This is a genomic window from Bacillus niameyensis (assembly GCF_001375535.1).
In the GTDB taxonomy this organism is placed as follows: domain Bacteria; phylum Bacillota; class Bacilli; order Bacillales; family Bacillaceae_C; genus Lederbergia; species Lederbergia niameyensis.
This window is the reverse complement of record NZ_LN831197.1, coordinates 625731-652519: the sequence shown is the minus strand read 5'-3', so window position 1 is coordinate 652519 and position 26789 is coordinate 625731. Positions and strand designations below refer to the sequence as shown.

The window sequence follows — 26789 nt, the reverse complement described above, 5'->3', positions numbered from 1 at the left end:
TATGAATTTTGATATTGGCCATAATATGTATTAACAGCGCGGGTGACATCATCATTTATTATAGCAGGTTTTGAAGAAAGATGATGTATTTTGCGTTTTTAAAATATTTTAGCCCACACCCAAGGGGCAGTGGCCTATAATGGCCACGCCCTTCTAAAGCCAGTCTTCAATATCATTTATAATTTCATTTAGCGAACCTCTTTTTACCGATATATTTGGTAGAGATTCAAGAAAAACATTCCCGTAACTAGTTGTATCTAATCTTCTATCAAAGACAATAACTACTCCCCGATCAGATTCTCCCCTTATTAAACGTCCGAACCCCTGTTTAAAACGAAGGACTGCCTCAGGAAGAGCGGATTCTGTAAATGGGTTCAATCCTTGTCTCTTTACTTCCTCATATTTGGCCTCTGTTACAGGTTCTTTTGGTGGAGAAAACGGGAGTCTCACAATAATGAGGCATGACAAATCCTTCCCAGGAATATCGACGCCTTCCCAAAAACTGCTTGTTCCGAAGAGAATCGCCTTATTAAATTGCTGAAAGCTTTTAGTCAATCGTGTTCTACTTCCAACCGTTATTCCTTGAGCAAGAATAACAAAGTCCTCCAAACTCCCCGATTCTTTTATTAAATGATAAGTCTTTGTCAACATATCGTATGACGTAAAGAGTGTTAATAATCGCCCATTTGTTGCTTCAGAAATAGCAATAATATGACCTGCAATAGCTTCAATATAATCATCTGTAACCTTCCCGCGAATATCCGGAATGTCTGTAGGTATCATTAATTTAGCCATTTTTTTATACTCGAACGGAGATTTATATATTTTTTGTACAACATTATTTTCAGGAATGCCCATTTCATTTAAAAAATATCGAAAGGAATGGTTAACAGTTAGAGTAGCCGAAGTCATAATGACTGTTTTCTTATTATAGAGGTGTTCAAATAATAATGATCCAATATGACGAGGTTCTTGTTTAATAGTTAAACCATTAGGAAGAATTCTAATATCGCCCTCTAGCCAAATAATATCTGTTTCAGATGGTCTTATAAGTAAATCTTTAACATTAGTTCCTATTGAAGTCCAGTCTAAAATAAAGCTGTTCGCTTCTTCTAAAAATGCTTGTTCTTCCGTAGAAAGCTCACTTGCTTTTTGCTTCAGTAACGAAAGACGTTCTTCTATTCCACGCTTTATTAATTGATGAAAGTCATACACACGCTCAGCACAAACTATGATCGATAACCAATTACTTTTAGCAGTAACAGCTTCTGTAATTCGCATTGTTTCTCTTTTCATTTTTTCTAATTTGTCTTTCGTTGATATAAGAAGTTGTCTACTTAGTTGTGTATATAAATCATCGATTTCGTCGTCTAAATTTATAATAGCCTGTTCTATCTTTTCAGAAAGAATAGCTGGTACAAGTTTTTTCTTATTTATTAGAAATTCCAGTTTAGAAAAAAGCAGCCCTTTTTCTAAAGAACCTACTCTACCTAACCAATATTTCATCAAGGTATACTCTAATTTTTTTCCGAAACTTTTTCTAGCTGCCCTTTCTAAGTGGTGTGCCTCATCCACAATAATATAGTGATACTCAGGTAATATCTCCATATTTTTCTCCGTATCGGCCAGTAACATCGAGTGGTTTGTAATAATTAGATCTGAACAAGCCGCAAGTTTACGGGCAAATAAATAAAAATCCCTTGATAGCCACGGGTCTTTTTCCTTATTTATAAACCAGCCATCATGTTTAATCCGCTGTTTAAACAATAGACCGCCACCAGAAAAATTTAGTTCATCAAGATCACCTGTATCAGTATAAACAAGCCAGACGAGGAGCTGCATTTTTGTTAATACGGTATCATAATGATTTTCCTGTTCTTTTAAAGTCTGTTCAAATTTAAACAAATTAATGTAGTGATTTCTTCCCTTTAAAATAGTTGCTTGTATGGGAAAGGAGATAAGTTTGGATAGCTTATTCAATTCATTATTTAATATCTGTTCTTGCATTTGATTTGTATATGTACTAATAACGACAGGATTATGATGTCCTAAAGCAAAATAAGCAGCAGGGAGTAAATACGCAATCGATTTTCCAGTTCCAGTTCCCGCTTCGATGACAGCATGCTTCTTTTCTATTAAAGAATGATAGATCGTGTCCATCATATCGAACTGACTCTCTCTCTTTTTAAAGCCTTTTAACAATTGAGACTTCTGCTCTGGTGTTTTTGGAAAATCATAGTCAATAACATATTTATCTTTTTCTTTTATTACTTTTCTCTTAATAGCGATACCTCTAAAAACTTCAAGGTGGCTAGGGAGATTCCCTAACTTTTTTTGTTGTTCCGCTAAAACAGTTTGAAACAATGTTCCAATATCACTTTTCAAGAAAAAAGCCAGCTCCACCAACTTTTCCAACGTTACGATTGGTAATTGCTTGGTTTTGTCGATAAGCATTAAAAGTAATTCAGCAGTTGCTAAAGCATCACTATCGGCTTGATGTGGATGGTCATGCTCAAAATCCAACTGACCCGACAGTTCGGATAATTTATAACTTGGTGCTTCCGGCATCAAGATTTTTGCAAGTTCAACTGTATCAACTGTTTCCGAAAATACATGATCAAATCCTGATTCTTGAAATTCTTTTTGCAAAAATTTAAGATCAAACGAGACATTATGCGCAACGAACACAGAATTTGAGAGAAAATTATGAATATCATGTGCAATTTCAGCAAACAATGGTGCATTTTTCACCATATCATCATTAATTCCAGTTAATTCTTCAATAAAAGGAGGTATAGGAACTTCCGGATTTATAAATGATGTATATTGGTCAATAATTTTTAAGTTTTCTATCACAACAGCAGAAATTTGTATAATACGATCTCCCTGTCCTTGAGTATTACCGGTTGTCTCTAAATCAACCACAACATATTTTTGTAACATGTCATTCTCACCTTTAATTAAGAAAAGCGCAAGCGCCCCTTACTGATTAATTACTTGACGCACTGTCAACGAAGGCTAGATCAAACACTAGGGAATATATTACGCTTTCTTTTCTTTTTAAAAAACTAAAATAATACTTCAATCATTGTATCATAAGTTCTATTACCATGAAAAACCAGCCTCTTATATTTCTAAGAAGCTGGTTAAATTTGTATAATTAAAGTATCGTTGTTTCGGGTTCATAATGAATGATCTCTTTAATATGATTTTCTGAAGACATTATCGCTACTTTTGGTTGGTGGGTTTTCACTTTTTCTTCGGGCACTAGCGCATAGGAAATAATTATCACGATATCGCCTGGTTGAACTAACCTGGCAGCTGCTCCATTAATACAGATCACTCCAGTTCCCTTTTCACCTTCGATTATATAAGTCTCAAAGCGAGCACCATTGTTATTGTTAACGATTTGGACCTTTTCATTTGCTACCATGCCAACTGCCTCGAGGATTTCGCTATCAATCGTAATGCTCCCTACATAATTAAGATTGGCCTCTGTAACAGTAGCTCTATGAATTTTTCCATTCATCAAAGTACGAAACATACTTTTCCCCCCTATTTCTCTACCTCAATCAGGATGTTATCTATCAAACGAGCTTTGGAAAACTTGACAGCGAGGGCCAGAATAATTCGCCTTTCGATCGATTTCAATACTGTGAGATCAGGAAAACTGAAAATTTCAACATAATCGATTGTACCAGTGATATTCTTTTTAATATATTCACTGACTTTCGCAATAATTATTTGTGGATTTCGCTCGCCATTTTGAATTAACGTTTCTCCCAATTTTAAAGCTTGATAAAGTTGTCGGGCTTCTTTCCTTTCCTCATCTGAGAGATATACATTCCGTGAGCTCCGTGCCAACCCATCTGTTTCGCGCACTGTTTCTACAGTGATTAACTCAATTGGGAAATCAAAGTAATGGATTAAAGAATCAACAACAGCTACTTGTTGAGCATCTTTTAACCCCATATAGACTTTATCAGGAATAATAATGTTAAATAGTTTTATTAGAATTGTTGAAACACCATCAAAATGACCAGGTCTGCTTTTTCCACAAAGCACATCTGTCCTTTTGTTTACTTTTATTTCAAATGAAGCTTCCTGATTGTAAATGTTAGAGTGATCAGGCATAAAAAGTATATCAACACCTGCATTCTCCGCAAGTAGCTGATCTCTTTCAGAATCTCGCGGATACGCTTCAAAATCTTCTTCAGGACCAAATTGTAAAGGGTTTACAAATATACTCATGACGGTTATTTCGTTTTCTTGTATAGAACGATGGGCTAATTGCAAATGACCTTCGTGTAAAAATCCCATAGTTGGAACAAATCCGACTGAATTTCCAGATTTACGAAGTTCTTTTGCTCGTTTTTGCATCTCAGCCTTTGTTTTAATAATTTCCATCCTATTTTCCCCCATACAACAGCTTGAGTTCATCTTCTTTCATAGTGAAAGCGTGATGATTATCAGGAAACATCCCGTCTCTTACTTCTTTTACATACTGTTCAATACTATTTTTGATTACTTGATTTACATCGCCATATTGTTTCACAAATTTAGGTACACGATTCACTCCAAAGGTGACCATATCGTGGAAAACTAATACTTGCCCATCGGTTTCAATTCCCGCACCGATACCAATTGTCGGAATGTTAATGCTTTCCGTTACAAGCTGTGCCAATTGCTTTGGAATACACTCTAAAACAAGAGCAAATGCACCAGCTTCTTCACATTTTTTAGCTTCCTCTACAAGTAAAGCAGCTGCTTCCGCTGTCTTTCCTTGCACTTTATATCCACCTAATACACCAGCAGACTGCGGGGTTAAACCTAGATGAGCCATTACCGGTACACCAGCAGCAGTCAAGGCCATGATCGTGTCGATTACATCGCCTCCACCTTCAACCTTAACAGCATGTGCTCCACCTTCTTGCATTAGTCTAGCCGCAGATCTTAATGCTTCCACTTTACTAATATGAAAAGTCATAAAAGGTAAATCGGCAACTATAAATGTATCTTTTGCCCCTCTTCGAACAGCTTTTGTATGGTGGATCATATCATCCAATGTAACTGGAACTGTAGAATCATAACCAAGTACCACCATACCTAAAGAATCCCCAACAAGTATAATGTCTACTTCGGCCTGCTCAGCTAATTTTGCCTGTGGATAATCGTACGCTGTGACCATGGCAATTTTCTCTCTGCCATTTTTCATTTGTTTAAAATCTGTCGTTTGTTTCATTCTTTTTCCTCCTCTTATTGTTCAGAGGATACTAACTGCTTAAGTGAACAAAAAAAGTCCTTCCCAAATAGGCAGAAGGACTTCATCTTCCATTTCACTCGTGCATCCAAGTCCTCTGTCCCAGTCCTTCATGGATCAAGGCAGATCAAAAATATAAAATAAAGTGTTATATTGGTGCAGTTCAGAGTGATACTGCCCAGGTAAATTATAACAAAGTTTCATTTGTATTACTATGGTTGAATTCTATGTCAGCTGAGTAAATATGGTGTTTTTTACCCATGTGATCTTGAATGATGAGTACGCCTTCATCAGTAATTCCTAGAGCAATTCCTACTACATCACCATTGATTGTTCTAGCTGTGACTATTTCTCCAATTCGATCAGCGTATGATTCCCAAATTATCTTTAATGGAACAAAGCCTTTCTCTAAATAAAGTGTATAATATTTCTCGAAAAACTTTAGAATCGATTGTACAAGTTTTTTCCTGGAGATGAGCTCTCCCTTTTCAATCAACAAAGATGTAGCTGTATCCCTAAGTTGATCAGGAAAATCCGTCCTAGTCTGATTAACGTTAACTCCAACACCAATGACTAAATAATTTATTTGGTCTGCCTCTCCTTGTACCTCAGTTAAAATACCAGTTACTTTTCGCCCCTTATGCAAAATATCATTTGGCCATTTAATCTTCACATCGAGTTTTGTTACTTCCTCAATCGCGCGTGCTACTGCAATAGCAGCTATTAGTGTAAATTGAGGCGCTTTTTCTAATGGTAATAGTGGTCTAACAATTAGACTCATCCAAATACCTTTTTGTTTTGGTGAATACCACGGGCGTGCCATTCTACCTCTACCACCAGTTTGTTCTTCAGCAATAATAACTGTACCATCTGGAGTACCTTCTACAGCAAGTTGATGGGCGATCTGTTGCGTCGATTCAACGCTATCAAAATGGACCACTTTATGACCGATTGTTTTTGTTTCGAGCCCAAGTAAAATTTGACCTTCAATAAGAACATCAGGCATTTTAATCAGTCTATAGCCTTTTTTTCTTACTGCCTCGATTTCAACACCTGATTTTCTTAAATCTTCAATATGCTTCCAAATTGCAGTTCTTGAACAACCGATTACATCAGCAAGAGCTTGTCCAGAAATAAATGTTCCATCTGCTCTAGAGAGGGCTTCAATCATTTGTTTTCTAATAGTCCTTGACAATTTCAACCCACCTTCTAATTGCATTCCGCTCATTAGGAATATCCTGATTAATGACGGCCTTTTCTAAGTTGTCAAATAGCTCTTTCATCCATGGCCCAGCTGGCTTATTTGTCCATTCTAGAAGATCTTTCCCTGAAACCGCTAATTGTGAACGAGATGTAATCGGGATTTTATTATACTGTTCATGAATGTTTGTCGTTAATTGTTCATTTTTTTCAATTACACGATAGACCTTTTCTACGAGATCCGCTGTTTCGATCCCAGCTCGATAAAGCTGAAAAGCTGTCCATTGATTCTTAATTCGCCAGTCTAACAATTCATATGAACGAACAATAGACTTTATCTTTTTCGCTGGAAGCTTCCATTTTCGCAACTCACTAGTAGGGTTAGAAGGTCTCGAAAAATATAATCCCAACACCCACATCTCAAATTCATTTAATTTCTCAATAGATAATTTAACGCAGGAAAGAATCACTTCAGCTTGATTAAAGATTCCCGGCATAAAGTTATACAACTTCGTATTGAGTGTCATAATAAGCGCCTGTTCTTTGAAGTTTCCGTCCAGTAGTTTTGTCATTTCTGCTGATACTCTTTCAACAGCAATATGAGCCAGGATCGAAGCATGATGAGCCAATTCTCTTTCCGTATTGTTGTCTAATCGAAAACCAAGCTGGCTGACAAAGCGTATTGCCCTCATTAGCCTTAGTCCATCTTCCATAAAACGGTCTGCAGGGTTACCTACTGTTTCGATAACCTTATTTGCAATAGCTTCTTGCCCTTGAAATGGGTCGATTATTTCTCCATCAGCGTTCATTGCAATGGCATTTATAGTAAAATCCCTGCGCTGTAAATCCTCCCTGAGAGACCTAATAAAAGTGACCGTTTCAGGTCTGCGAAAGTCTATGTAATCAGATTCTGATCGGAATGTGGTAACTTCATAACCTTGACCATTTTCGATAACTAAAATCGTCCCGTGCTCAATGCCTACATCTACCGTTGTAGAGAAAATGGCTTTCAGTTCTTTTGGTGTGGCCGAAGTAGCAATATCAATATCATGAATTTCTCTACCAAGCAAAAAATCCCTTACAGCTCCGCCTACAAAATATGCTTCGAATCCAGCTTCTTCGATTTTACGGATAATTGGAAGCGCAGAAAGAAAGATCGGATTCATGGCCATCACCCTTGCTCAACTTTATCTAATAAAGAGTTATATAAGTTCTCATATTTCTCTACTATTAACTTCGATTGAAAATACTTATTGGGAGTCTCAAGTGCATGAAGCGAAAACTCGTTATGCTTCTCTTTATTTGTTAAAAGAAGAAGAGCTTTACGACTAATTTCATCAAGATCACCCAAATTGCAAAGAAAGCCGTTTTGACCATCTATAATTACTTCAGGAATACCACCTATATTAGTTCCGATACAAGGGACGCCGCAGGCCATTGCTTCTAGTGCAACAAGCCCAAAGCTTTCTTTTTCAGACAATAGTAACATGAGGTCGCTTATAGAATATAACTCCTCTAAATGATCTTGTTTACCAAGAAATAATACTCTTTCTTCAATCCCTAGTTTTTTTACTAAATCACATAAACGCGTTCTTTCAGGGCCATCGCCTACTAAAAGAAGCTTAGCATCGATTTGCTGAGTAATTTTCGAAAAAGCCCTAATAACATCATTTACTCTTTTTACTTTACGGAAATTAGAAACGTGTATAAGTACTTTCTCATCTTGGTCAATTCCATACGCAGCTTTTAAATTACGTGCATCTACTTTTCGATAAATTCTCTCATCTATGAAATTATGGATAACATTAATCTCTTTATCAGGTGCCAAAACGTTAACTGTTTGCTCCTTTAATGCGTAAGAAACTGCCGAGACAGCATCAGATTTCTCAATACCGAACTTAATTGCCTCAGCCAATGTAGGGTCATAGCCTAATACGGAAATATCGGTACCGTGTAAAGTCGTAACGATTTTGACGTTAGTATCTGCCATTTGCTTAGCAAGAATGGCGCATACAGCATGAGGTATTGCATAATGTACATGTAATATATCTAACTTTTCTCTTCGAATAACCTCTGCCATCTTACTTGCCAATGCAATATCATAAGGTGGATATTGAAAAACAGAATATTGGTTAACGGAAACTTGATGAAAAAAAATGTTATGGTGTAAAACATTCAATCTGAATGGCACATTAGACGTAATGAAATGAATTTGATGTCCCTTTTCTGCGAGTAACTGGCCTAATTCTGTGGCTATTACGCCTGATCCTCCGACAGTTGGGTAACAAGTTATACCGATTTTCAAGTTCATACCACTTCACCAAATAAATCATGATTAATCAATAATGGTTTTCCCGATATAAAACCTTCCGCATAGGCCACATCTACTTCTTTACCAAAAAGTTTCTCTCTCGCTACTACAGTTTCTATATAACCTTCAGTTAGTGGAGTAGAAATTCCTTCTTTTCCCGAATAAAACTGTGATTGATAGGCTTCCAGAGCCTTAATTTTATAATCAATATAATTGGATATATCGACCATAAAATTTGGGTTCGTAAACCCATTAATGAGGTAATGGTAAAAGCCTTTTGCTTTGTGTGCCGGAAATTCTTCAATCCCTTTATATTTTCTTATGCCTGCTGAAAAGAAGGCCTCTCTTACAAGTTCTGAACAATTCCCATGATCAGGGTGACGATCTTTTTGATAAGGAGCAAAAATCACAGTCGGCTGATATTTTCGAATAATATTAACAATTTTACGTATATTATCGTCTGACTTAAACAATCCTCTGTCGGGTATATTTAAATTAACGCGTTCAGCAATGCCTAGTATTTCTGCCGAAGCATTAGATTCTCTTCTTCTAGTTTCTACATCACCATTTGATGATAATTCTGCTTCTGTTAAATCACAAATTACTATTTGTTTTCCAGCAGTAGCCCATTTCGCTAGAGAACCAGCCATCCCGATTTCAACATCATCAGGATGGGCTCCAAATGCGAGAATATCTATTCCATGTCCCATTGCAATTTCCCCTTTATTGTTGGTAAACGTCTGAGTCATTCGCTCACCCACTTTTCGTTCAATTCGTTCTATTCTAAAATATGCTCAAGCCCATAGACAAGAGTACTTAATGACATAACTGTTTCAACAGATAATTTTACTCCTGACATAAAAGAAGCTCGATTATAAGAATCATGACGAATCGTTAAAGTTTGTCCCTCGGAACCGAATAATACTTGTTGGTGAGCCACTAGTCCTGGCAGCCTTACACTATGAATGTGCATTCCATCGTAATCTGCACCTCTTGCCCCTTGTATTATTTCTTTTTCATCCGGATGACCTTGGCTTTGCTTTCTTCTATTTTCTGCAATCATTTCGGCTGTTTTAACTGCCGTACCAGAAGGAGCATCAAGTTTTTGATCATGATGCATTTCAATAATTTCTACATTTGCAAAATATTTCGCAGCCTGTTGTGAAAATTTCATCATTAGAATTGCACCGATAGCAAAATTAGGTGCAATAATACAGCCAATTTCTTTTTCTTCTGCTAATCCTTTTAGCTCTTCTAGTTGTTCCTTCGTAAATCCTGTAGTTCCAACAACTGGGCGTACTCCATATGTTAACGCAGTTTTTGTATGTATATAACCTGTTTCAGGCGTTGTCAAATCGATTAATACATCCGGATTTTCCTTCTGGAAACATTCCTCCATGTTTGTGTAAATATGGACAGAGTCGCGAACTAAGCTAGCAATTTCAGATAGCACCTGATCATCCTGTTTTCTGTCAACAACTCCAACCAGTTGAAATTCCGCTGTATGATCAACTAACTTAACAGCTTCTCGTCCCATTCTTCCACGTGGTCCAGCAATTACTATTTTAATTGGATTTTTCATAACGATCTCCTCACTTTTTTGTCCATCTGTCCTTATCTCTTGTGGTAAATTTATTCATTACTCGATCATGAGCAGTTTGTAGATCAATATTTAAAGAATTTGCTAAACAAATAACAACAAATAACAGATCGCCGAGTTCTTCTTCTACCGTCTTTTCTTCTTCTGTATCTTTTTTCGGCTTTTCCCCATAATAATGATTGACTTCTCTTGCTAGTTCTCCTAATTCTTCTGTTAGTCTTGCAACCATAGCCAAAGGACTAAAATATCCTTCTTTAAACTGGCTTATGTAATTATCGACTTCTTCTTGTATTTCTGGAATTGTTTTATGTATACTCATATCGACCAGCCTTTCACACATATGTTATCTAATTCTTTTTTTGAATACAAATATTACCTCTCGAAATATTGTGGTAATAGGAATGGAGGGGGAAAATGGTTTATGGGATAAAAGTCAAAAATGTGTTATTTATTTTATTGGGCGCAGCCATTTTTTCGTTCGGACTAGTTTATTTTAACATGCAAAATAATTTGGCAGAAGGTGGATTTACAGGAATAACATTATTATTTTATTTTGTTTTTAGTATTGATCCATCCATTTCCAATCTTGCTTTAAACATTCCTATCTTTTTTATTGGATGGAAACTATTAGGAAAAAGGACTTTCATTTATACGATTATCGGAACAGTGGCTGTTTCACTTTTCCTATTCATTTTTCAAAAAATCAATTTCAATATTCCGCTGAATAATGATCTTTTTTTGGCTGCTTTATTCGCTGGTGTTTTTATTGGAGTAGGCCTTGGTATTACGTTTCGGTTTGGGGGCACTACAGGAGGATCTGATATTATTGCAAGGCTTCTACTAAAATACAAAGGAATTAGTATGGGTAAAACCATGTTTATCTTCGATGCTGTTGTTATTACTATTTCATTTCTAACTTATCTGGATCATATTCAGGCGATGTACACACTTGTGGCTGTCTTCGTAGCTGCGAGAGTGATCGACTTTATTCAAGAGGGATCTTATGCAGCTAGAGGAGCAATGATCATATCAGAAGCTCATCATGATGAAATTGCCAATGGCATATTGTTGCGAATGGGCCGGGGTGTTACAGTGTTGAGAGGCTATGGCTCATTCACTAAACAGAACAAAGAAATCCTTTATTGTGTTGTTGCCCGTAATGAAATTGTCCATTTAAAAAAGATTGTCGAGTCGATCGATCCTCAAGCTTTTGTTTCTGTGACAGTTGTTCATGATGTAATGGGCGAAGGTTTTACTTTAGATGAAAATAAACGACCAATCGATATTTAAAATAATAATAAAAGCCTTTCTCCATAAATAAACTGGAAAAGGCTTTTTCAAATTTTATTTTAAGAAAAGATAACCGTTTTATTACCAGTGATAATCACTCGGTCTTGTAAATGCCACTTAACTGCTCTAGATAAAACGCTCCGCTCAATTTTTCGGCCGATTTTTTTCATTTCAGCAACATTATCTCGATGATCTACGCGCTCAACACCTTGCTCAATGATCGGTCCCTCATCCAAGTCATCTGTCACATAATGTGATGTCGCGCCTATTAATTTTACTCCACGAGCATATGCTCTTTCATAAGGTCTAGCCCCTATGAATGCTGGTAAAAAAGAATGATGAATATTAATGATTTGCTCTGGATAATTAGAGACGAAATCAGGAGTTAAGATTTGCATGTATCTAGCAAGAATAATCAATTCTATTCCATGCTGTTTTAAAATCTTAAGTTGTTGCTCCTCAGCATCTTTACGTATATCCTTGTTAGCTGGTATATGATAGAACGGAATGCCAAATGACTCAACTAAATCTCTCGAATCATCATAATTACTTATGACGCATTCAATATCCATAATTAAGTCCCCATTTTTCCATTCCCATAGAAGTTCCATTAAACAATGAGTTTCTTTAGATACAAAAATAGCCGTCTTTTTCAATGAGCTGACATATCGAAATTCATGATGCATATGAAACTTAGTGGAAATTTCTGAAAAAGAAGTCTCTATTTTTTCTCGTTTTTCCATTAAACCTGGACATTCAAATTCCATCCTAATAAAAAATTGTCCACCTTCAGGATTTTGTGAATATTGATTGGAGTCAATAATATTTGCACCATTTTCTTGTAAAAACCCCGAAACTGCTGCTACAATCCCTGGTTGATCAGGACATTGAATTAAAAGTCGTGCCCGATCTTTATTTTCTGTTCTAAATTCTTCTGAAAAAGTTAAATGATCATTCAACATCAAGAGGCTCCCCTATTTTATTTATTTGCCATTTTAGCATATTACAGAAAAAATAAAAACCCGGATATCCCGGGTTAAAATCAATCATCTCTATTCATACCAGTGTAAATTAAGACAAGTCTTAATAATTCAAGCACCGCCACAGCAGCTGCAGCAACATAAGTCATAGCGGCTGCATTTAATACTTTTTTGGCGTCCCTCTCCTCTTCATTACTAATTATTCCGAGGGTGACTACTTGATCCATTGCTCTAGATGAAGCATTGAATTCAACTGGTAAAGTGACGATTTGAAATAATACACCAACTGCCATTAGAACAATGCCAACAAGCATAAGTGTTCCAAGTCTCGTGGTTGAAAAAAACATCCCAATTAAGATAAATACCCATGCCATATTAGAACTTATATTAGCTACTGGAACAAGCGCGTGACGAAACCTTAAAGCTGCATAGCCTTGTTGGTCTTGGATAGCATGTCCAACTTCATGTGCCGCTACAGCTGCACCAGCGATAGAATGTTCGTGATAGTTAGTAGATGAGAGGTGCACTGTTTTTGTCATAGGATTGTAATGATCACTTAATACTCCCCTAGTTTCTACAACAGCAACATTCGATAACCCATTTTCATCTAAAATTCTTCTAGCTACAGCCGCACCACTCATTCCAGCAGAAGTCGGTATTTTGGAATATTTTGCATATGCGCTTTTCACTTTAAATTGTGCCCAGATTGGAATGAGTATAATAATACCCAAGTAAATTAAATACCCGCCCATTTAAATCCTCCATTATCATTATGTCTAATTATATTGTATTTCATAGGACAAAAATGGTCAATCATTTAAATCCTTTCGTTTCTTTTGTAACTTTTGCCCTTTGTATTTTCTCCAACTAACATAAGATAATGTTGTAATAATGATTCCACCTGTCATCATGATCACCCACCAAATTGACGGATCTGTGTCATCTTTTTGAACGTTTGTAAACATATTTTTCAGATCAACTTCAAGTTGTTCAAGTTCCTTTAACCATTTCTCTTCGGCAAAGCTAGAACGATTTCGGTCAATATAGGTCATTTTAGAATCTAGTTTTTGGACTTCTTCTACAGGTAAATCGATCTTAATGCTAGGTTGAATAATCGAGTAAATACTAAGAAATTTATTTACTTCTCGATTGTATAATTCTGAATCTCCTTCAAGTGCTGCATTTTTTACATTCTGAAGTGCATCTAATACAGAACTTTCCATCCCAGACCATAATGGCTGATGCTTTGATATAACAGCATCTGTTGCGAGGCGAAATGCTGTTACTTTGTTTATTCTTTCTTGCTGACTAAGAGTTACACTATTAAGTGCTTTCAAAGCTTCGTGATAAGCAGTCGTTAAAACTCTCATTTCATCGATCGTAAGTGACTTTGATACAATCCCATTTTCAGAGAACTTTTCTCCGTATTGCACCATATAGTTTTTTGCATCTTCGAAACGGCCAAACTTTGTTAATTGCAATGCTTCATCAGCAAGCTTGTTCAATTCAGTCATAGATGTTTGTGATTTCGCCAAAATTGTCTGTCCCATAAGGAATAATGAAACGAACAGAAGGATTATGACCTTAGATTTCATACTTGTCCCTCCTCATACTACTGATAAACTGTATGAGAAAAAGGACAAGAATAGACCTTCGAAATCAATTAATTGAAAGAGAGTTTCCGTTTTTAAAGCGAGTAGTATAAAACGCTGCTATTCCTATGCAAACAATACTAAGCCAAAAAGTAAAATAGCCAATTTCGTTTACATAAGTTTCCAAGCCTGGATATTTAGGGTATTGCATGAATACATAATCAATAACATCATTATGTAATGTCCAAATGGCTGCTATTATAACATGCTTCCACTGCATCTTGTAAAACACCGCATATAGGACACCTTGAAGAGCCATCGCCCCGTGTGAACCAATTAGCATATAACCTTGCCAAGAAAGATCACCAGTAACTTTTAAAGTTAATACATTCATGACAACTGCCCAAACTCCATACTTGACCAATGTTATTATCGCAAGCGCTTCAAATATTGGCCAATTCTTTTTTAGGATAAAGGCTAATAGAACAAATGAAAAAAATAGGCTGGCAGTTGGACTATCTGGAACAAAGGGGATGAAAATAGTAGGTGTTACTGTCAACTGACTCTCATACCAAATATATCCATAAACTGTGCCCGCGACGTTTATAATGAAAAGTAACCATAATATCATACGGTTTGCTAAAATTGTGTAAAGGAAATTCATTAGAGCATTTTTCCTCCTAAAACTAATAAATAGATGAAAATTTGCAAAACAAGAGCCGGTTATTTCACCGGCTCTTTCATTATAGTTTAGCGACCGCCATCTAATCGTGCTAGCAAAAAATTATGCTTCACGATATTTATAAGTGGCTTTTACAGTTTATTTATTCTTCACTTTTCAAACCCGCAATAAATTCAGCAAGTTTTTCTAAATCTTCGTCCGATCCGGTATATTGATTAGCTGGCATAGATTTATAACCATTATGAGCTATATCAATAATTTCTTCTGGTGTGTGATCAAGGTTAACTAATGGTGGTGCGGCTGGTCCGCCCTCCAAATTATCTCCATGGCAGGTGATACAGCTTTGGCTTGCATAAACTTTGTATCCTTCTGCCTCTTTATCAACTTCAACATCAACTTTCTCCTGAATAGCTCCTTGAGCTTTTGCTGCTTCCCAGTCATGATGGTGTGCTGCTTCCCAAGTAAGGAAAAATACACCTGCAAACGCTAGCAACATAAAACCTGTTGCAAACGGACGCTTAGACGGACGACGTTCAGGCCCTCTATCAATAAACGGAGCAAGCATAAGAGCACCAAAAGCAAGTCCTGGGATTACTAACGTACCGATTACATTATAAGGCCCGGAAGCATAAGTATATTTAATTAATTGGTACAGAAATAAGAAGTACCAGTCCGGCATTGGAATATATCCTGTATCCGTGGGATCAGCTATTCTTTCAAGAGGACTCGGATGAGCCACTGTTAAACATAAAAACCCAACCAGAAAAACTGCTCCAACCAGCCATTCTTTTAGAAGAAAATCTGGCCAGAATGCTTCAGTTTTACCTGGATATTCAGAATAATCTTTCGGAACATTGGATTTTCGTTCAGCGGATATTCGCGAGTCGCCAACAAACTTCATTCCTTTTCCACGATGCATCGTGTCCCCTCCTTTATCCAAGTTTAAAACGATTCATTTCATTTTATAGTGGACCTGAAATACCTTGTCTTCGAATCATAATAAAGTGAGCTGCAAGTAAACCAATTAACGCTGCAGGTAAGAAGAAAACATGAATAGCAAAGAAACGAGTTAATGTTTGTGCTCCCACAATTGTCGGATCACCCGCAATTAATGTTTTCAACTGCACCCCAACAAGCGGAACAGACTCAACAATATCAAGTGTAACTTTTGTTGCGAATAAAGCTTTCATATCCCATGGAAGTAGATAACCTGTCAAACCGAGCGCTAACATAACAAAAAAGATAAGTACTCCGACAACCCAGTTGAGCTCACGAGGTTTTTTATAGGCTCCTTGGAAGAAAACACGCAACGTATGTAAGAACATCATTACGATTACGAGACTAGCACCCCAGTGGTGCATCCCACGGACAATTTGACCGAATGCCACTTGATTTTGCAAATAATAAACGGATTCCCAAGCGTTTTTAATATCGGGTACATAGTACATTGTTAAGAACATACCCGAAAGAATTTGTATTACGGTTATAAAGAATGTCAGTCCGCCAAAACAGTAAACAAATGCAGAGAAATGATGTGCCGGGTTTACGTGTTCAGGCACTTCATGATCTGCGATGTCTCTCCATATCGGCGTAATATCCATACGCTCGTCAATCCAGTCGTACACTTTGTTCAGCAAGACTCTAGCCTCCTTTACTATTTTCTGACGAATGGATTCTCAACTGGTGAACCCAGCATTAAAAAGCCATCTTTTTCTTGTGTTGGATAAGCATCCAGCGGACCTCTTGGTGGAGTCCCTGGAACGTTTTTTCCACTTTTCTCATACAGACCGCCATGGCAAGGGCAATAAAACATATCGGGATGGTCTTTACTTCCTTCCCAGTTAACTGTACAGCCCAAATGCTTACAAACTGGCGATAGTGCAACGATTTTACCTTCTTCATTCTTATAGACCCAAGCTGAATTCGTAACTTTAGATTCATACCATGCATCTACTTGGTCGTATTGAAAGTCAACCCGTACTGGTACATCTGTAATATCAGCAATTTTTTTATCGGTCATTTTGAAATCTCCAGAAGCCTTAGCCTGTAAAACAGGATCAATTGCAAATCGCAACATTGGCATTAACATTCCAGCTGCCATAAATCCACCTACTCCAGTAAGTGTATAACTTAAAAATTGGCGTCTTGTAACAGGATTCTTGCTCATCCTTTTCCCCCCTCTGTCAGTAAGGTAAGTCCAACGGACATAATATGCACATGATTCAAACTAGGACAACATTATGATATATCAATAAAAGCAAGAGGTCAATCATATAGGAAGGTAAACATTGTCAACAATGTGGCAAATTCGGGAATCTTTTTAATTTATTGCCACCCTTTAATCAGTTTTGGAATAAACGTTTTCAATTGTTCTTCCATAACAGAATGTTTATATTGTTCTTCCAAATGTTCTAACGGGACCGAAGGTATAAAATATAATCCCTCCAATTTTTCAGTGATTGCCTGCCAATGATTGTCCGAAGTTAAACAAAAAACATGTGAGAAACCGCCATTCAAAGCTTTTTCGATCCAACTTTCTAATCGTTCTACTTCGTCTTCCGGCATATTTACATACGTAAACGATGGTAAGACGACAACTCGACCTTTAAATTGCTTTTCAACATGCATGGAGAAAAGATTAATAAATTCCCCTTGCTCTGCTGCACGTTTCATATTTGTGTCAAATGTGACAGGCATTAATGATATTATCGCTGTATCAATGTACTCTTTTTCTTTTAAAAACATTTCAATATCTTTAGCATTCCAATTCACGAAAAAGAACCTCTTTTCTAATATGGTCTATAGATTATCTTATCATTCATCTTTCTTGTATGCACTTATTACAACAATCTCTATATAAGTAAAAATACAATATCCCTCAATTGCAATGCAGTTTTCTTTTAAGAAGCATACAACTAATTATCAAAAGAAAAAACCCTTTCCCTAAACATGGGATGGGTCTATCCTTTCCGAATCTTATTTAATTGGGAAACGAGCTCATTAAAGCGATTTTCGTCTTGATGATCGAGAGCTTCATCAATTGCATTTAACACTTTTTCCTCTTGATAGTTTTTTAAACTATACTCTAGAAATTGTTCTGCGTAACTTTTATCTTTTTCTGTTAGCAGTAGTTTATGTTTTACATACGGATTATCTTCCAACACTGCGGCATACTGATGGGATAGGTGGGAAGAACGGAAATTAATTTGGATATAAATCTCTTCATCACGATTTAGTCTAATATCGTGAAATGATTTCTCAGCGTCTGTCGTCATAATGTTTTCCTTGTAAAATCTGAATGGAACATCCCTCGTACAATGCGTAGACATAATTAGACCTCTTGGACAGAACTGAGCATCCTCGACAAAATGGACTCTCTCCAGCAATTTATCATGACTCATCAAGTAATTAAGAATCCAGACTGACTCTCTCCTCTTTAATTGATAGCGGTTAAGGAACCATCGGATGAATTCTTTTTTCTCGTTGACAGATACAGGGGTTTCCATATGTTTTCCCTCCTCTGCAGTTTAGCTATTCGTCTAATAGCCTATCTAAAACAGAAATCCATTCTTCGTTGTTAGGGTTTAATTGCACTAACCCCTTAAAAATTTGGATTGCTTCTTCTCTTCTTCCTTCTTCCAATAAAAAGTATCCGTAATCAACTAAAAAATCTTGGTTATTTTTAAAATCATTATATGCAAGTTGATATTGTTTTAATGCCTCTTCAAAATTTTCCATTTTCTCGAGACTTATAGCAGAGTCCCAATAAAATTGGGGATCGGGGGCACCTTGGATAAATGGCTGCGATATATCTATCACATCTTCATACTTTTCTTGATGAAGAAACAATTTATTTAATGTCAAGGCTGCTTCTACATATTCTGGATCTAAGGCGAGAGCTTGTCGAAAGAAAAGTTCTGCCTTCTCTTCATCGCCTAATTTCAGTGCCAATTTTCCGCCATAAAACTGCAACTCTTTATTAAAATCATCTAACGTCATACCAGCAGTCACTGCTTCTAACGCTTCGGCAAGTTTTTCTTCATGTTCATAACTTTTAGCTAAATATAAGTAAAGTGAGTGATAGTCAGGATCCATTTCTCTTAATTGTTTAAAAGCCTGGATCGATTTTTGATATTGTCCCGCTTGGTAAGAAGTTAAACCAAATCCAAACAGAGTGTTTGAGTCAAGTTTGTTTTTCAATGACTTTTCATAATAAGGAAGAGCCTCTTCAAAAGCTCCACCTGCACTAAGAGCTTCTGCCATCCGACTATTAATATCTATATTTGCTAATTCATTTTTATTTGCATGAAGTAAGGAACTAAAGCATCTCGTTGCTTCTAAAAAACGACCTTGAGTCATATACAATTCCCCAAGCGCAAAGTCAACAATTGGTTCGTCAGGTACAATTTCTTTTGCATGTAATAGCTTGTTCTCACTTACTTCATATAGTCCCTGCATCTCATACAAATCTGCTTCTAGCAAGAGAGCAGCTGGGTAATTTGGGTCATCAGGTGTAATCGATTGTAAGTATGGATATGCTTGATCATCAAGATCCATTTCGATTAAAAGTTCTGCAAGTCCAAGTTTTAATTCTCCTTCATCGGGATAACTTTCTAATAATATTTCGTACAGACTTTTCGCTTCTTCCAAATAACCATATCTTGCAAGTTCTTCAGCAAGGAAAAATCTTTCTTCATCAGATCCACTTGCTATAACTTTATTAAATTGTATTTTTGCTTCCGAAAATTTTTGTTCTTCGATAAGCTTTATCATTATCTCAGCTGCATTCAAAGTATTTAATTCCTTTCTATTTCGCATAAAAGCTCCTACCTAAAAAGAGCTGTTTGACGAATCATTAGTTCTTCCCCAAATCCAGGCCGAAAAATGGGCTGCCTATTTATATTACTAAATTTCCCCTTATTTACGGAAATGTCTGGCTCGATGTTTTTTTGAAAAGGAGTTCCGGATAATTGCTTATTTAAAAAGAGGTTATAATTTATTTCGCCACCTTGTTTCAAAACTCCTTTTTTCGGATATAACCCGATTTTTTTAATCACATCCAATTTCAAAGGTTCGTTAACAGGTAAAGGCTGCGGAAGATGATGAATTTTTTCATTCCGTAAAAGTTCTGTCCACTTTTTCAAAAGTCTTCTTTGCTGCAACGGACGAATATTTTTCTCGAAATAAGGAACGAGAATTGGATTTTGAGGAAAAGAAGCTGTTTTAATCCATCCCCAGGGAATTGAGTTTAATTCATTAAACATAGAAAATTCAACAAAAATAATTGGGATTCCAGCAGAATTACATTTTGTTATTATAGATGGGGTTAGTTTGAGCGCATGAATTTTCAAACCTAGAATAAAATCAATCGGGCTATTTATAAAGCCCAATCTTTTTTTACTAACAGATTCATCAAATTCAGAATGATAATCGATTGAAAAAAATGAAATGAACGTTCCGCAACCTTTTAATAAAAACTGTTGTGATAAAAAAGATTTAAATTGATCAAAAGAAAAGCAAGGAATATTGGGCGAGAAAAAGACGAATGAAGGCGTAAGTGTATAAGCTTGTACTTCTATTTTCATGACGTTTAGTCTTGGCAAGGGAGATCCGAGATAATGAATTTTTCCTTTTTTGACAAGAACAGATACTTTTTTCTTTACTCCATCTTCCAACAGGATAATATTTTCCATTAAATACCGCATATATTCCTCCCTCTTTCCTCTCTTTCGGATAGATATAAAATAAAAACCTTATCCAAAATTATGCTTACGAGGAAGGAAACATGCGTCATTTTATTCAAGATCTTCTTGGTAATCTAGTAGACGAAATGAATTTATTATAAACTTGTTTTAATAAATCTTCATTTAGCGTCTCTATTACTGGCTTTCCAAACTGTTGAAGTAAGACAAACCTTAAATGATTCCCGACTGACTTTTTATCTCTTTTCATAGTCAGTAGTGCCTCATTGAAATCAAATGAATTGGGGATTTCAAAGAAATACCCTAGATCTTTAACCCATTTTTCAAATAATGTTATATCATCACTTAGCCCTACAGATTCCTTGCTTAAATTAAGTGCATAAAGCATTCCAGTCATAACAGCTTCTCCATGCGTCACCTTACCATATCCTAATGAGGCTTCAATTGTATGACCAAGTGTATGACCAAAATTCAAAATAGCCCGAATTCCTGATTCGCGTTCATCTTTCGCAACGACAGATGCTTTTATTTCAATGCCCCTTTTTAAAATATAGTCCAAACTTTCTTTTGGTATTGACTCTAAATTTGTTATATTCTTTTGAAGATACTGAAGAAGCTTAGGATCTGCTATTAAGGCATGCTTGGCAACCTCAGCAAATCCAGAACGAATTTCTGATATAGGCAAGGTTCTTAAAAAGTCGGTATAGTAAAAAACTGCATCCGGTTGATGGAAGGCCCCTACAAGATTCTTACCTAATGGATGATTTATCCCTGTTTTCCCGCCGACAGCACTATCATGAGCTAATATAGTTGTTGGTACTTGTAAAAAGCTAATTCCACGCATAAAAGTAGCAGCAACAAAGCCAGCAAGATCTCCAACGGCTCCTCCGCCAAATGCTATAATACACGATTTTCTATCTAGTCTATTTTCTAAAGCAAAAGTTAATGTTGATTCATAGACAGAAAATTGTTTTGCATTTTCACCGAAGGGTACTTCAAGTACAAAGTTTTGAATTGTGGCAGGGAGAATGGCTTTCAATTCTTTTAAATGATGTTTTGCAACTATTTCATCCGTTATGATAAGGATTTTTGTATAGTCACTCGTCTGTACAAATTCCGATAGTTGTACTAATGCTTCTTCACCTATAAATACTGGATAACTTTTTGAAGTAGTTTGAACGTTTACTTGCATATTTTTCCCCTCTTTCAGTTTTCTCCTCATTAACTATCATCTCTTTTTTCGATAAAAGAAAGTATCTTCAACTTCTAAATCATATTGATGGGGATTGAAAATTTGTTCCGTACTGCCTACAAATAGAACTCCGCCCGGTGCCAATGCTTGGGAAAACTTTTTATATAATTGCTCTTTAGCCTCTTCAGTAAAGTAAATTAATACATTGCGACAAACGATTAGATGAAACCCTGATCTAAACGGGTCTAAAAGTAAGTTTTGTTTTCGAAATTCAACTGTTTTTTGAAGTTCTTTATTTATACTGTAAACAGATCCATCTTTTTGAAAAAACTTAGTAATCATCTCACTTGGCATCTCTGCAAAGGAGCGTTCTGTATAAAGACCGCGTCTTGCTGTTTCGAGGGCTTTTTCATCTATATCAGTTGCTAGGATGGAAATTTGATTAAGAGGAATAAACTGAGATAAGATCATTGCGATGGTATAGGGTTCCTCTCCTGTAGAAGAAGCTGCACTCCATGTCTTCAATGTTTGATTTTCCGATAAAAGGCGAGGTACAATTTTATTTTCCAATACTTCCCATCTGCTTTTATTTCGATAAAACTCAGTTACATTAATCGTCATTTTATCTAAAAACTCGTCTAATAAAGCCTTGTCATCCTTTATAACTGAAAAATACTCGAGGAAAGATTGAAACCCTCTTTTTTGATATAGAGAAGTTAGTCTTCTCTTCATCTGTGCTTCTTTATATAATGACAAATCAATCCCTGTTTTTTGCTTAAGTAGATTAACAAATTGCAAATAATCGGCACTCATCTTAATACTCCTAACGATTGAATAATTTCGGCATTGTAACCAAAAAGCCACCTGTTCTATGCAGGCGGCATTGTTGTATCAATATATCCAATTATTGATCAACTTGGAATATTCAACAAGTTCTTCTTCTTGAAAGAAAAGTTTAATTTCTCTTTCAGCACTTTGTGCGGAATCTGATCCGTGAATGATATTTTTCCCCACATTTAATCCGTAATCCCCACGAATCGTTCCAGGGTTGGCCTCTGCGGGATTTGTTGTTCCCATCATTTGTCTTGCAGTATGTATTACATTTTCTCCTTGCCATACCATAGCAAACACAGGGCTGGATGTAATAAATTCAACAAGTTCACCAAAAAAAGGACGATCTTTGTGTTCTCCGTAATGTTCTTCTGCTTTTTCCTTTGAAATCGCCATCAATTTTGCTCCGACTAGTTGGAAACCCTTTTTTTCAAAACGGGAGACAATATCACCAACTAGACCTCTTTGTACACCATCGGGCTTCACCATTAGAAAAGTCTTTTCCATTCCCCACACTCCTGCAAAATATATCAGATTAACATGTTAAATACATGAAAATAATAGCATTGTTTCTAAATTATGGCAAATATGTATATGTAATACTCTCTTTTTTTAGAATTTAATATTTTCTCTTTCCAATATACTTTGCGATATCTTGCAACATTTTTCTTGCAGGTATAGAAGGCAATTCAGTTAGAATGGAAGTGGCTTTATCCAAATACTTTTGACTTAATTTGTAGGATCTTTCTATGGCACCTGATTGCGTAATTGCTGAAATAAGTTTCTGCATGTCTTCCTTACTAGTCCGTTCATCTACTTCAATAATTTTTGATTTAAGGTGTTGGTCCTTCATCGCAAATAAAGCAGGCAATGTAATGTTACCTTGACGTAAATCTTCTCCTGCAGGTTTACCAAGCGATTCTTCCGTACCGGTGAAATCTAAAATATCATCTGTAATTTGATAGGACATTCCAATATAGTAACCAAATCTGTACAACTTACGGTATATCTTTTCATCTACACCAGCGGAAACAGCTCCAAGTTCACAACTTACAGCAATTAATAAAGCCGTTTTTCTTTTAATTCTTCTTAAATAATTTCTTAAATTTTGGTCAAAACGATATTTATCTTTAATTTGCTCTATTTCCCCCTGACAAACTTCGATAATTGCTTTTGCAAGAATACGATGAGCAACTGGAGTTTGGATGTTTGTCATATAATCTAAAGATCTTGCTAAAATGTAATCGCCTGTATACATAGCAATCCGGTCATCCCATTTATAATTGATCGTTGGTTTACCTCTTCTTAAGTCAGCATTATCAATTACGTCATCATGGACAAGCGAAGCCATATGGATAAGCTCCAAAGCAATAGCCGTATTTTTTATAAAATGGATATCATATGTACCGAACTTTGCACAAACAAGCACAAAAGCAGGCCGGATTCTCTTTCCGCCAGCTTTTAGGAGTTGAATTGAAGCTTCTTGCAGCAATCCCATCTCTGACTGAATGGATTTTTCAAGTTCTCTTTCAATTAATTCTAAATCAGCTTTTAAGGGTGAATTTCGTAGATTAAGTTTCATTTTTTCCACCTAGACTTTATTTCTCTTTAATTCCAATATGTGCTGCTGCGACTCCACCACTAAAGGGTTTGTATATAACGTTCACAAATCCTACTTGCCAAAACATTTGGGCTAACTTTTCCATTCCCGGAAAATCTCGGGCAGATTCTTGAAGCCATGAATATTCCTTGAAGCTCTTAGCAAAATACTTCCCCATAAGTGGCATCATATAGCGGAAATAAAAATAATAAAGCTCTCGGTATATTGGAATAACTGGCTGCGAAGTTTCAAGACAGACCGCCATTCCACCTGGTTTCAAAACACGCTGCATTTCTTTTAAAACTTGTAAATAATCAGGTACATTACGTAACCCAAATCCAATCGTTACATAGTCAAATTGATCATCTTCAAAAGGTAATTCCATTGCATTTCCTTGAATAAGCTCAACATTTGACAATTGTTCTTGTGCTATTTTTTCTTTGGCGACTTTTAACATGTTTTGGCTAAAATCAAGGCCAACCACGCGCCCAGTCTCTCCAACAGTTTGAGCTAGAGAAATTGTCCAGTCGCCAGTCCCACAACAAAGGTCTAAAGCACTTTGTCCTAGTCGAACATCCATTTTTTTCATTGTTTCTCTACGCCACTTTTTATGTTGTTGGAAACTAATAATGGAATTCATTTTATCATAGTTTTGATATATATTTTCAAATACTCCATGAACTCGTTCTTCTTTGGATTGCATATTTACAATTCCTCCACCTATCAGCTTGACATTTATTTAAAATGATTGGTCAGGTTATTCAAACGCACCTTGACGATTGAAGGCAAGGAAGATAAGGACATCATCATTTCATCAAGCTTTGTTTTTGATTGATTCAAATATTTATGACACTCATCGTAAAGTTCGGAGTTTTCCAATGAGGTACATTGTCGAATGTTATGTGTAAAAATAGTTTGCTTCCCTATGAGCAAATTCTCCATTTCAAAGACAAGTTTTTTTACAAACAAAAATTCCTCTATAAATTCACTGTATAGCGATGATTGAGTAAAAAATAGACTGAAATTTGCTAAAAGAGAGGCCTCTACCTCTTTAACACTACTCATGAAGGAATCAATATTTTTTTCTTTATTCTCATATAGATAGATTTTCTGCTCATTTATTGACTTTATTGCTTCTGCAAGTACTTTAATTAGTTCAATATTTTTGTAACCGGCTAGCAATTTGTAATACTGCCCACTATAATAGTCACCCGCCAAAATCCCGAGCTGTTTTTCTTTTAACGTCGTATCACTCATCGTTACACTTTCATGCATATCCAATGCAAAATGAGCGAGCATAGCAGCCGAAATATATGTTTCATATTCATCCTTTGGCAGACTGGCATCGTGAAGTGTATAGGCTAAAAGCAGTATTCTATCTTCATCAATAACTGGCGGTTTTAGATATTGACTAAAATACGGGTGAAAACTGCTTTTTTTTAATATATTTTTCAGATAATCTAGTTGTTGCTCATATATACAAACCGCCATAACAGAAATCCTCATTTCTTTCACAATTAATGAAATCGGTGCTGTACGCACAAAATTTATTATAACACAATGTTTTACATAATAGTGATTGATGATAAGAAAACGCAAAGAGGTTGCTCAGTAGCTATTAACTAATGTTTCAAATCTAGGGAGAGACTAAGTCTTTTAAGTAAAAGATCAAACATTATACGCCTGTAACTAGTAGAATTAGGGTCAATTAGTGACCTACGTAGGAAAAGCCTAAAAATGTGCTAGTTGTTAATTATTGCATCTAGCAAATATATTCGGCGTCCTATTTGTTAGTGTTATCCCCATGTACCAGGTCATTTTGTTTTTTCGCTTTCAATCTCACCAAAAGAGGTCATGATCTTAGCGTTACCTCTAACTTTAATAGCAGAAGTATGTTCTGTAAACTGTGCAATCATGACCTCTCCTTCATCAAGTTTTTCTGAATGGTGAAATCTTGTATCTGATCCTCTTGTTAAACCAATCACGTTCACTCCATCTTGCTGTGCCTTAATAATAATAAAGTCAGATTGTGTATTCCCATTATTCATTATTTTCCCCTCATTCATTTAGATGATTGACGAAAAACTTTTCTTGATAACTAATCAACATACTAGACTGATGATGTATAGAATTCTTATCTGTTTATAGTAACATAATTTGAATTTTAAATAAAAAGGAACTGTCTAATAGACAGTTCCTTTTCCATACTTTCAAATGAATGTATGTAATTATTTGACAGCGTCTTTAAGCGCTTTTCCTGGTTTGAATGCCGGAACTTTGCTTGCCGCAATTTCTATTTCTTCACCCGTTTGTGGATTGCGTCCTTTACGAGCAGCACGTTCACGCACTTCAAAGTTTCCAAAACCAATCAAAGCTACTTTATCACCATTCGCTAGTGTATCTTGAATAGCTTGAAATACAGCATCAACTGCTTTAGTTGCATCTTTTTTGGAAAGCTCAGCCGCTTCAGCAACAGAATTAATAAGTTCAGTTTTGTTCATACCATTCACCTCCTCCGAAAATAGAGAGATCTTGTTCCGCAACTGTGC

General features: G+C 36.1%; 30 protein-coding genes. 1 reads left to right on the top strand and 29 read right to left on the bottom strand.

Annotated elements, in window-relative coordinates; all coding sequences use genetic code 11:
- Positions 1–153: 153 nt before the first annotated feature.
- The 10 genes from dinG to BN1243_RS03190 all read right to left on the bottom strand — a co-directional run bounded on the left by dinG (position 154) and on the right by BN1243_RS03190 (position 10690).
- Positions 154–2943 (bottom strand): ATP-dependent DNA helicase DinG, encoded by a 2790-nt coding sequence (dinG, locus tag BN1243_RS03235; RefSeq protein WP_062104828.1) that lies wholly within the window; start codon positions 2941–2943, stop codon positions 154–156.
- Between the two features lie 217 nt (positions 2944–3160).
- Positions 3161–3544 carry an aspartate 1-decarboxylase gene (panD, locus tag BN1243_RS03230; RefSeq protein ID WP_062104827.1) on the bottom strand — a complete coding sequence of 128 codons (384 nt, stop codon included), beginning with the start codon at positions 3542–3544 and terminating at the stop codon, positions 3161–3163.
- A gap of 11 nt (positions 3545–3555) precedes the next feature.
- Positions 3556–4407 (bottom strand): pantoate--beta-alanine ligase, encoded by an 852-nt coding sequence (gene panC / locus BN1243_RS03225; RefSeq protein ID WP_062104826.1) that lies wholly within the window; start codon positions 4405–4407, stop codon positions 3556–3558.
- 1 nt (position 4408) lies between these two features.
- Entirely contained in the window at positions 4409–5242 is an 834-nt protein-coding gene (panB, locus tag BN1243_RS03220; RefSeq protein ID WP_062104825.1) for a 3-methyl-2-oxobutanoate hydroxymethyltransferase, read from the bottom strand.
- 205 nt (positions 5243–5447) lie between these two features.
- Positions 5448–6455: a biotin--[acetyl-CoA-carboxylase] ligase gene (locus BN1243_RS03215; RefSeq protein WP_154669793.1), complete on the bottom strand. Its 1008-nt coding sequence runs from the start codon at positions 6453–6455 to the stop codon at positions 5448–5450.
- A complete protein-coding gene (locus BN1243_RS03210; RefSeq protein ID WP_062104824.1) occupies positions 6439–7626 on the bottom strand; it encodes a CCA tRNA nucleotidyltransferase in 1188 nt (395 codons plus the stop codon). Before BN1243_RS03210 ends, BN1243_RS03215 begins: the two co-directional genes overlap by 17 nt.
- Before the next feature lie 5 nt (positions 7627–7631).
- Positions 7632–8771: an N-acetyl-alpha-D-glucosaminyl L-malate synthase BshA gene (bshA, locus tag BN1243_RS03205; RefSeq protein ID WP_062104823.1), complete on the bottom strand. Its 1140-nt coding sequence runs from the start codon at positions 8769–8771 to the stop codon at positions 7632–7634.
- Positions 8768–9481, bottom strand: a complete 714-nt coding sequence (bshB1, locus tag BN1243_RS03200; RefSeq protein WP_062104822.1) for a bacillithiol biosynthesis deacetylase BshB1 — start codon at positions 9479–9481, stop codon at positions 8768–8770. Before bshB1 ends, bshA begins: the two co-directional genes overlap by 4 nt.
- 68 nt (positions 9482–9549) lie before the next feature.
- Positions 9550–10353: a 4-hydroxy-tetrahydrodipicolinate reductase gene (gene dapB / locus BN1243_RS03195; RefSeq protein WP_062104821.1), complete on the bottom strand. Its 804-nt coding sequence runs from the start codon at positions 10351–10353 to the stop codon at positions 9550–9552.
- A 10-nt stretch (positions 10354–10363) separates the two neighbouring features.
- Positions 10364–10690, bottom strand: coding sequence for a nucleotide pyrophosphohydrolase (locus tag BN1243_RS03190; protein ID WP_062104820.1), 327 nt, complete (start codon positions 10688–10690; stop codon positions 10364–10366).
- A gap of 95 nt (positions 10691–10785) precedes the next feature.
- On the opposite strand from BN1243_RS03190, the gene BN1243_RS03185 reads away from it, so the two are divergent.
- Positions 10786–11661 (top strand): YitT family protein, encoded by an 876-nt coding sequence (locus tag BN1243_RS03185; protein ID WP_062104819.1) that lies wholly within the window; start codon positions 10786–10788, stop codon positions 11659–11661.
- Between the two features lie 59 nt (positions 11662–11720).
- On the opposite strand, the gene purU is transcribed toward BN1243_RS03185, so the two are convergent.
- From purU to BN1243_RS03090, 19 genes are all read right to left on the bottom strand, one after another.
- Complete coding sequence (gene purU / locus BN1243_RS03180; protein WP_062104818.1) at positions 11721–12623, bottom strand: formyltetrahydrofolate deformylase; 903 nt, start codon at positions 12621–12623, stop codon at positions 11721–11723.
- Positions 12624–12703: 80 nt separating this feature from the next.
- Positions 12704–13393: a zinc metallopeptidase gene (locus BN1243_RS03175; RefSeq protein ID WP_062104817.1), complete on the bottom strand. Its 690-nt coding sequence runs from the start codon at positions 13391–13393 to the stop codon at positions 12704–12706.
- A gap of 57 nt (positions 13394–13450) precedes the next feature.
- Complete coding sequence (gene ypjB, locus BN1243_RS03170; RefSeq protein ID WP_062104816.1) at positions 13451–14236, bottom strand: sporulation protein YpjB; 786 nt, start codon at positions 14234–14236, stop codon at positions 13451–13453.
- Positions 14237–14300: 64 nt separating this feature from the next.
- Positions 14301–14897, bottom strand: coding sequence for a lipoprotein heptaprenylglyceryl N-acetyltransferase LhaT (lhaT, locus tag BN1243_RS03165; RefSeq protein ID WP_062104815.1), 597 nt, complete (start codon positions 14895–14897; stop codon positions 14301–14303).
- 160 nt (positions 14898–15057) lie between these two features.
- A complete protein-coding gene (locus tag BN1243_RS03160; RefSeq protein WP_062104814.1) occupies positions 15058–15834 on the bottom strand; it encodes a menaquinol-cytochrome c reductase cytochrome b/c subunit in 777 nt (258 codons plus the stop codon).
- Positions 15835–15877: 43 nt separating this feature from the next.
- Positions 15878–16552 carry a menaquinol-cytochrome c reductase cytochrome b subunit gene (gene qcrB / locus BN1243_RS03155; RefSeq protein ID WP_062104813.1) on the bottom strand — a complete coding sequence of 225 codons (675 nt, stop codon included), beginning with the start codon at positions 16550–16552 and terminating at the stop codon, positions 15878–15880.
- Positions 16553–16569: 17 nt separating this feature from the next.
- A complete protein-coding gene (locus BN1243_RS03150) occupies positions 16570–17082 on the bottom strand; it encodes a QcrA and Rieske domain-containing protein (protein ID WP_062104812.1) in 513 nt (170 codons plus the stop codon).
- 158 nt (positions 17083–17240) lie between these two features.
- The gene (locus BN1243_RS03145; RefSeq protein ID WP_062104811.1) at positions 17241–17687 is read right to left on the bottom strand and encodes a YpiF family protein; all 447 of its coding nucleotides are present in this window, start codon (positions 17685–17687) and stop codon (positions 17241–17243) included.
- A gap of 188 nt (positions 17688–17875) precedes the next feature.
- Positions 17876–18421 carry a ReoY family proteolytic degradation factor gene (locus tag BN1243_RS03140; RefSeq protein WP_062104810.1) on the bottom strand — a complete coding sequence of 182 codons (546 nt, stop codon included), beginning with the start codon at positions 18419–18421 and terminating at the stop codon, positions 17876–17878.
- A 25-nt stretch (positions 18422–18446) separates the two neighbouring features.
- A complete protein-coding gene (locus BN1243_RS03135) occupies positions 18447–19733 on the bottom strand; it encodes a tetratricopeptide repeat protein (RefSeq protein ID WP_230200091.1) in 1287 nt (428 codons plus the stop codon).
- 8 nt (positions 19734–19741) lie between these two features.
- On the bottom strand, positions 19742–20620 hold the full coding sequence (locus tag BN1243_RS03130; RefSeq protein WP_062104809.1) for a hypothetical protein: 879 nt from the start codon (positions 20618–20620) through the stop codon (positions 19742–19744).
- Positions 20621–20714: 94 nt separating this feature from the next.
- Complete coding sequence (gene aroB, locus BN1243_RS03125; protein ID WP_407638837.1) at positions 20715–21839, bottom strand: 3-dehydroquinate synthase; 1125 nt, start codon at positions 21837–21839, stop codon at positions 20715–20717.
- A 6-nt stretch (positions 21840–21845) separates the two neighbouring features.
- The gene (locus BN1243_RS03120; protein WP_062104807.1) at positions 21846–22622 is read right to left on the bottom strand and encodes a CheR family methyltransferase; all 777 of its coding nucleotides are present in this window, start codon (positions 22620–22622) and stop codon (positions 21846–21848) included.
- 78 nt (positions 22623–22700) lie between these two features.
- On the bottom strand, positions 22701–23147 hold the full coding sequence (ndk, locus tag BN1243_RS03115) for a nucleoside-diphosphate kinase (protein WP_062104806.1): 447 nt from the start codon (positions 23145–23147) through the stop codon (positions 22701–22703).
- 112 nt (positions 23148–23259) lie between these two features.
- Positions 23260–24222 carry a heptaprenyl diphosphate synthase component II gene (gene hepT / locus BN1243_RS03110; RefSeq protein WP_062104805.1) on the bottom strand — a complete coding sequence of 321 codons (963 nt, stop codon included), beginning with the start codon at positions 24220–24222 and terminating at the stop codon, positions 23260–23262.
- 16 nt (positions 24223–24238) lie between these two features.
- The gene (locus BN1243_RS03105; RefSeq protein ID WP_062104804.1) at positions 24239–24943 is read right to left on the bottom strand and encodes a demethylmenaquinone methyltransferase; all 705 of its coding nucleotides are present in this window, start codon (positions 24941–24943) and stop codon (positions 24239–24241) included.
- Between the two features lie 32 nt (positions 24944–24975).
- Positions 24976–25782 carry a heptaprenyl diphosphate synthase component 1 gene (locus BN1243_RS03100; protein WP_230200090.1) on the bottom strand — a complete coding sequence of 269 codons (807 nt, stop codon included), beginning with the start codon at positions 25780–25782 and terminating at the stop codon, positions 24976–24978.
- Between the two features lie 272 nt (positions 25783–26054).
- Complete coding sequence (gene mtrB / locus BN1243_RS03095; RefSeq protein ID WP_062104802.1) at positions 26055–26288, bottom strand: trp RNA-binding attenuation protein MtrB; 234 nt, start codon at positions 26286–26288, stop codon at positions 26055–26057.
- Positions 26289–26468: 180 nt separating this feature from the next.
- The gene (locus BN1243_RS03090; protein ID WP_062104801.1) at positions 26469–26741 is read right to left on the bottom strand and encodes an HU family DNA-binding protein; all 273 of its coding nucleotides are present in this window, start codon (positions 26739–26741) and stop codon (positions 26469–26471) included.
- Between the last annotated feature and the right edge of the window lie 48 nt (positions 26742–26789).